General features: G+C 74.7%; 5 protein-coding genes and 1 pseudogene. 1 reads left to right on the plus strand and 5 read right to left on the minus strand.

What is annotated here, in order from left to right:
• A partial coding sequence (locus tag ACFV1J_RS32670; protein WP_385864201.1) for a DUF6350 family protein occupies positions 1 to 1,443 on the minus strand: 1,443 nt, incomplete at its 3' end.
• Between the two features lie 108 nt (positions 1,444 to 1,551).
• On the opposite strand from ACFV1J_RS32670, the gene ACFV1J_RS32675 reads away from it, so the two are divergent.
• Positions 1,552 to 2,412, plus strand: a complete 861-nt coding sequence (locus tag ACFV1J_RS32675; protein WP_385864203.1) for a sigma factor-like helix-turn-helix DNA-binding protein — start codon at positions 1,552 to 1,554, stop codon at positions 2,410 to 2,412.
• A gap of 168 nt (positions 2,413 to 2,580) precedes the next feature.
• Here ACFV1J_RS32675 and sucD read toward each other — a convergent pair whose 3' ends face one another.
• The 4 genes and pseudogenes from sucD to ACFV1J_RS32695 form a co-directional block, all read right to left on the minus strand.
• A complete protein-coding gene (gene sucD, locus ACFV1J_RS32680; RefSeq protein ID WP_385864205.1) occupies positions 2,581 to 3,465 on the minus strand; it encodes a succinate--CoA ligase subunit alpha in 885 nt (294 codons plus the stop codon).
• 23 nt (positions 3,466 to 3,488) lie between these two features.
• On the minus strand, positions 3,489 to 4,664 hold the full coding sequence (gene sucC / locus ACFV1J_RS32685) for an ADP-forming succinate--CoA ligase subunit beta (protein ID WP_385864207.1): 1,176 nt from the start codon (positions 4,662 to 4,664) through the stop codon (positions 3,489 to 3,491).
• 580 nt (positions 4,665 to 5,244) lie between these two features.
• Complete coding sequence (locus ACFV1J_RS32690) at positions 5,245 to 6,513, minus strand: hypothetical protein (protein ID WP_385864210.1); 1,269 nt, start codon at positions 6,511 to 6,513, stop codon at positions 5,245 to 5,247.
• A 94-nt stretch (positions 6,514 to 6,607) separates the two neighbouring features.
• Positions 6,608 to 7,408, minus strand: a pseudogene (locus ACFV1J_RS32695) (hypothetical protein); the annotation flags it as partial.

The raw sequence follows: 7,408 nt of genomic DNA on the forward strand, positions 1-7,408 counted from the left end.
GGTCGCCGCCCCGTCCGCCGTCGCCGCCCCGTCGGCCGTCGCCTTCCCGCCGGCGTCCGCCGGCGTCGTTCCCCGGGCGCGCCGGAGTCGCCAGGACCGCAGGGCGAGGGCGACGGGGACGCCGGTGACGGCGGTCCAGGCGGCCGTCGCGAGGCCGGTGCGCCAGCCGCTCGGGCCGAACGCGGCGAGCGCCCCGTGCCCCAGCGCCCCGCCGGCCAGGCCCGCCAGCACCGCCGCGCCGGCGCCGCAGAGGCCGGCCGCGAACACCGCGACACCGGCCGCCCGCCGCCACGACCAGGGCCCGGGCCACGTCCCGCCCGCGGAGCCGGTATCGGCGTCGGTCCCGGTCCCGGTCTCGGTGTCGGCGTCGGCGTCGGTCCGGGTGTCGGTCGCCATACGGGCCACCGAACGGGCGAGCCAGACCCCGGCGGCCACCGGCAGGACGGCCACCGCCCAGGTCAGCGGCGTACCCGGGCCCACCTCCGGCACCCCGCCGAGCAGCGGCAGCCGCGGCACCGGGGGGTGCGCCGAGGCGCCCAGCGGGCCGATCGTGCTGCCCGCGCCCAGCGTGAACCCCGGCCCGAGGCCGTAGGCGGCGCCCCAGACCGCCGCGTTCGGGAGCAGCAGGAGGCACAGCAGCAGCACCGTGGCGCGGCTCGCCCAGTCCGGTGCGAGCTGGAGGAGGTCGTGCCGCACCCGGCCGCCGTGCACCGCGAGCCCGACGAGGGTCAGCAGCGCCCCGCCCACCAGCAGCGCCACGAGGCCCGCGCCGGCGGCCCGCCGGGCGGCGGCGAGCCGGCTGCCGCCGAGGACGGTCCGCAGCCGGCCGGGCACCTTCGCGAAGGCCCGCCGGACGCCCGCGGGCAGCAGGGCGGTACCGCCGTGCCCCAGGACCCGCCAGGTGGTGACGGCCATCGTGGCGACGGCGGTGCCCGGCACGCACAGCAGCGCGCTGAGCGGTTCGGCGGCCAGCCGGCCGGCCGAGGCGTAACCCAGGGCAGCGCCCGCGACCAGCAGGTATCCGGTGAGCAGCGCGCCGAGCAGGGTGCGCGGCGCGGTCGGGCCGGCCGCCGGGGGCGGGTCGTCCGCGGTGGCCAGGGTGTGCCGGGCGGCCCGGTGCAGCAGCCACACCGGCAGGACGGCGAGCAGCAGCGGGGTGAGCGCCACCGGTGCCGGCACGGCCGAGTGCGGCACGTCCCGTACGAGGTCCCCGCCGTGCGCCAGCAGCCACAGGTCCGCGGCGAGGTGCAGCGCCCGGGACAGGCTGGTGTCGGGGTAGGGGGCGGCGACCCACAGCAGCAGCACCGCCACCGTCAGCGCGCCGAGGCCGAGCCCGGCGGCGGTCACCCCGCCGAGGAAGGCGGCGCCGAGCGCGGAGGAGCGCCGGGTCGCGGGCAGGCCGGACGGGGACCATGCGGGGCCGCTGCCGAGGTACTCACTCACGCCGCCATGCTGCCAAGAAAGCAAATTTCCACCACGTACCGGCGAAATGGTCGCCGTGTCGCACGTGTCGCGACCAAGGTGGGTTTGCCGCTTTCCACACTGCTGGGCATGACCGCGAACGCCTCCCCGCCCGCTCCCGGGCCGTCCCCCGCCGCCACCGCCTTCGATGAGCTGCACACCCAACACGCCACCGCGCTGACCCGGCAGGCGTATCTGCTCACCGGACAGCCCCGGCTCGCCCGGCGGGCCGTGGAGCGCGGCTTCCACCTGGCCTGGCAGCGGTGGCCGGAGGTCGCGGTGGCCCCGGACCCGGCGGGCTGGGTGCGGGCCGCGGTGTACGAGCAGGCGCTGCGGCCGTGGCACCGCCTGGTACCGGGAGGACGGACGTCCACCCGTATGGAGCAGGAGGAGCCTTCGGACGACGCGGACCGTGCGCTGCGGGAGGCGATCGCCGCGCTGCCCGCCCCGTACCGGCGGGTGCTGCTGCTGCACGACGGCCTCGGGCTCGGCCTGTACGCGACCGCGGCCGAGGTCGAGGCCAGCACCCGGGCCGCGGCCGGCCGGCTCACCCACGCCCGGGACCTGCTCGCCGCCGATCTGCCCGAACTGGGCCTCGCCGGGCAGCCGCCGGCACGGCAGGGCGCGATCCTGCGGGACCGGCTGGCCGCGCTCCTCACCGGCCCGGCGGACGACGGGCCCGCCACCGGGGAGCCGCCGCCGACCGGTGCGCAGGTACGGGACGGCAGCGAGCGCGGGGCCCGCCGGACGACCCGGGCCGCGTTCGGGCTGACCGGACTGTTCGCGCTGGTCACCCTGTCCGTCGCGGTCGCCGCGCCGGACCACTACGCCACACCGCCGCAGCCGCCCGAGGCGAAGGCTCCGGCCACCCGGCACCCCGGACCGGCCACCGACCGCGCCGTGCACCGCACCCCGACGGACCAGGCCCGGCTGCTGCCCGAGGTGCGCTGACCACCGGCCCCGAGGTGCGCCGACCACCGGCCGGAAAACGGGCGCGGGCCCGCACCCACCAGGGGTACGGGCCCGCGTCCGGGTACACGGCGAGCACTGCGCCGCAGGACGGGTCCGGCGGTGCCGACGCCGCGAGGACCGGCAGTGCGTCTGCCGGGCTCGGCCGAGTCAGCCGACGAGGATCTCGCGGGCCAGCCGCGCGGTCTCCGACGGGGTCTTGCCGACCTTGACGCCGGCGGCCTCCAGGGCCTCCTTCTTCGCCTGGGCGGTGCCGGAGGAGCCGGAGACGATGGCGCCGGCGTGGCCCATGGTCTTGCCCTCGGGCGCGGTGAAGCCCGCGACGTAGCCGACGACCGGCTTGGTGACGTTGGCCTTGATGAAGTCGGCCGCACGCTCCTCGGCGTCGCCGCCGATCTCGCCGATCATCACGATCAGGTCGGTGTCCGGGTCGGCCTCGAACGCGGCGAGCGCGTCGATGTGCGTGGTGCCGATGACCGGGTCACCGCCGATGCCGACGGCCGACGAGAAGCCGATGTCGCGCAGCTCGTACATCATCTGGTAGGTCAGCGTGCCGGACTTCGACACCAGGCCGATGCGGCCGGGCTTGGTGATGTCGCCCGGGATGATGCCGGCGTTGGACTGGCCGGGGGTGATCAGGCCGGGGCAGTTCGGGCCGATGATCCGGGTCTTGTTGCCCTTGGCCTTCGCGTACGCCCAGAAGGCGGCGGAGTCGTGCACCGCGATGCCCTCGGTGATGACGACGGCCAGCGGGATCTCGGCGTCGATCGCCTCGACGACGGCGGCCTTGGCGAAGGCCGGCGGGACGAAGAGGACGGAGACGTTGGCGCCCGTCTTCTCCATCGCTTCCTTGACGGAGCCGAAGACCGGGACCTCGGTGCCGTCGAAGTCGACGGAGGTGCCGGCCTTGCGCGGGTTGACCCCGCCGACGATGTTGGTGCCGTCACCCAGCATCAGCTTGGTGTGCTTCATGCCAGTGGCACCGGTCATGCCCTGGACGATGACCTTGCTTTCCTTGGTGAGGAAGATAGCCATGGTTGTTAGTGTCCTCGTCCCTCTTACTTAGCGGCCAGCTCGGCGGCCTTGTCGGCCGCACCGTCCATGGTGTCCACGCGCTGCACCAGCGGGTGGTTGGCCTCCGACAGGATCTGGCGGCCCAGCTCCGCGTTGTTGCCGTCGAGGCGCACGACCAGGGGCTTGGTGACCTCTTCGCCCTTGGACTTGAGCAGCTCCAGGGCCTGCACGATGCCCTTGGCGACCTCGTCACAGGCGGTGATACCACCGAAGACGTTGACGAACACGGACTTCACGTCCGGGTCGCCGAGGATGATCTCCAGGCCGTTCGCCATGACCTCGGCGGAGGCGCCGCCACCGATGTCGAGGAAGTTGGCGGGCTTGACGTTGTTGTGCGCCTCGCCGGCGTAGGCGACGACGTCCAGGGTGCTCATGACGAGACCCGCGCCGTTGCCGATGATGCCGACCTGGCCGTCGAGCTTGACGTAGTTCAGACCCTTGGCCTTGGCCGCAGCCTCGAGCGGGTTGGCTGCGTCCTTGTCCTCGAGGGCCTCGTGCTCCGGCTGGCGGAACTCGGCGTTGGCGTCCAGGGACACCTTGCCGTCGAGGGCGATGACCTCACCGCTGGCGACCTTGGCGAGCGGGTTGACCTCGACGAGGAGCGCGTCCTCGGCGATGAAGGTCTTCCACAGGGTGACGAGGACCTCGGCGACCTTCTCGGCCACCTCGGCCGGGAACTTCGCCTGGGCGACGATCTCGCGGGCCTTCTCGATGGAGACGCCCTCGTTGGCGTCGACCGGGACCTTGGCGAGCTTCTCGGGGGTCGTCGCGGCGACCTCCTCGATGTCCATGCCGCCGGCCACCGAGGCCATGGCCAGGAAGGTGCGGTTGGTGCGGTCGAGGAGGTACGAGACGTAGTACTCCTCGGCGATCTCCGGCGCGGTCTCGGCGATCATCACCTTGTGGACCGTGTGGCCCTTGATGTCCATGCCGAGGATGTCCGTCGCGCGGGCGACGGCCTCGTCCGGGGTCGCGGCCAGCTTGACGCCGCCGGCCTTGCCACGGCCGCCGACCTTCACCTGGGCCTTGACGACGGACTTGCCGCCCAGCCGCTCGGTCGCCTCGCGGGCCGCCTCAGGCGTGTCGATGACTTCACCGGCCAGCACCGGTACACCGTGCTTGGCGAAGAGGTCCCTCGCCTGGTACTCGAACAGGTCCACGCGCGTCCGTCCCTTGTCTTCTCAGAATCGCCGTAGTTATCGCGGTTCGTTGTCTGCGATGGGCGTGCCGCGAAGGGCAACGTGACGGCGCTGTCACAGGGGAGGCGTATACACGGTGTCCGGATACGCGGCATGTCCGTCTCGCAGGTTATCGCCGCAGGACTTGAGGTCCTAAATCGCAGATCACACTCCAGCGGTGATTACGGTCACAGATCTTTTGGCCACGCTCGGTCTCCGCCCGGATTTCAGCACGCCGACCGGGGGATTACGCGGCTCCGGCCCAGAGCCCCCTCGACCTCTCAACTCTCTCCCAGTGCATGTGAGTTGAGGGGACACCCAGGAGGGAGGTGCGACCGGTGACCGAGCGGCCGAGGTTCTGTCGCACTCGCGGCTCTCCTCCTCTTTTTCTTCGATTTCACGGTGTGCTCATCTGCCGGCCCCGGCGTTTATGCCGAAGCTTCCCGGCCCCGAACACACCGAGGCCGGGCGGTCCTCCCCCACAGAGGACCGCCCGGCTGTTTCGGGTGCTCCGGTCTCCGGCCGCCGCCGCGGCCGGAACCGGTGGATGGGCCTACCGGCCTCAGACGCCCTGGACCGGGAGAGCCGGCAGGACCGGCAGCGCCGGGATGTTCGCGGCGTCGCTCAGGTCACCGGGCACGGCCGGGACGGCCTGCGCCGGGGCCCCGCCCCGCACACCGGCGACGGCCTGGGTCGCGGTGGCCCTGCCGTCGGTCACGACGACCGTGGCCAGACCCTCGGCGAACGGAATCGCCACCGCACCCGTGCCCTGCGCGAAGGCCACGGCCCCGGCGCCCTTGTCCTGCGCGAAAGCCACGGCCCCGGCACCCTTGCCCTGCGCGAACGGCACCGCGTCGGGGGCGGCGCCCAGCGCGAACGGCACCGCGTCCGTGGTGACGCCCAGCGCGAACGGCTGCGCCCGGCCACTGACGACGGTCACGAACGGAACGGTCCGGCCGGCCGCGTCACCGGCGAGCCAGCCCACGCCGCCGGCCGCGCCCTGGGCGACCGGCACGACCTTGACGACCACCCGGCGGGCGACCGGCGGCAGCACATCGGCGGCGGTCTCGTCGACGACCGGCCGGGCGCCGGCGAACGCGGCCGGCGCCTGCTTCGTCAGCTGCGTCAGCTGCGTCAGCTGCTCGGTGCGGGTGCCGGCACCGGCCAGCCCGGCCAGCAGGTTGTCGGCGGACCCGGGGGCCTTGGGCAGCGCCGGGGCCGAGGGCAGCGAGGGCAGACCACCGGGCAGCTCCGCGGCGGGCACGGCCGGGGCGGCGGGCACACCCGGAGCCGCGGGCAGCGACGGGGCGGTGGGCAGCGTGCCGTTCGGGAGGCTGCCGATCGCACGGAGGTCGGCGGCGCCGAGGTCGACGGCGCCGGCGGTCTTCTTGACGGCCTTCAGGGCCTTCTTCGCGTGCCGGCCGTTGTTGACCTTCGTGGCCTTCTTGGCGTGCTGCACGTCGGCGGCGTCGGTCAGCCGTCCGGTGCCGGGCAGGCCCTGGGTGGGCACCCCGCCGCCGAGGACGCCGGTGGCCTTGTCCGCCAGGTCGCCGACGGTCTTCTGTGCGGTGGCGGTGCCCGTGCCGGTGGCGGTGCCCGTGCCGGTGTCGGTGCCCGTGCCGGTGTCGGTGGCGGTGCCCGCGGCCTTGGTCGCCGTACCGGTCAGGTCGGCGGTGGGCAGCTGCGGAGTGGCGCCGGTGAGCGCGCCGGTGGCGGGCAGCTCCGGGGGGCCGACGGGCAGTTCGGCCGCGTTGGCGGCGACCGAGCCCAGGGCCCACAGGCCGGTGGCGGCAGCCGCGACAACGACGGCACGACGGATGTTCGTACGCATGGAGGTGAAGTCCTTTGAATTCCGGAGGGTGTGAGGGGCAGACCTGTCCCGCCCCCGCGCGGCAGGTCCAGTCGGAGACGCGGAGCGGTCTGCCCTAGCCCGGGAATTCGAGGATCTCTTCGGCCCGGCGGCGCGTCGGGGCGCCGTCGGCCGTACGGACGCCACCGGGCAGCAGCCGGAAGCGTGGTGCGTCCGCCGGTGCGGCGGAGTGCTGGTCCCCGCCACGGGGACCGTGCTGGTCGCCGGCGGAGTGCGGGGCGGGCGCCGTCGGGCCCTGCGGGAGCTGCTGCTCCGGCAGGCCGTGGCGGTCCGTGTCACCCTGACCGGACAGGGCGGCCGGCAGCTGCGGGGCGGTCTGGGCCTTCCCCTCGACGCAGTGCGCCGGCGGGACGACGGCCGGGCCGCCGACCGGAGCGGCGGTACGCACACCGGACGGCCCCTCGCCGCCGGTCCCGCCACCGTCGTGCGGCGAGCCGTCGCCGTGACCGGGCTGCCCCGGGCGCTCGACGGACGGCAGCTGCACGGGCAGCGCACCGCCGACCGCGTCCCCGATCGCGCGCACGGCACCGGTCACCGGGCCGGTGACCGTACCCGCGCCAGCGATCGGCCCGGCCTGCTCGGCGGCGGGCCGTACGGGGTCGGTGAGTTCGGTGCCGGCGGTGTCCGCGTGCTCGGTGATCCGGGCACCGGCTGCGGCGCCCTCCTGCCCCCCGACGGCCGTCCCGGAACCGGCCGACCGGTGCGCCCAGGACGCATGGTCCGCGTGCTCGGCCGACCCGTACCGGGTGGCGGCCCGGTACGGGTCGGCCGAGCGGTCCGCGGCGGTCCGGTGTGCTGCGGTCCGGTCGGTGTCGCCCGCGCTACGGTCCGTGGCCGTCCGGTTCGTGGCCGTCCG

The sequence above is a fragment of the Streptomyces sp. NPDC059649 genome, assembly GCF_042734445.1.
Taxonomy (GTDB): Bacteria; Actinomycetota; Actinomycetes; order Streptomycetales; family Streptomycetaceae; genus Streptomyces.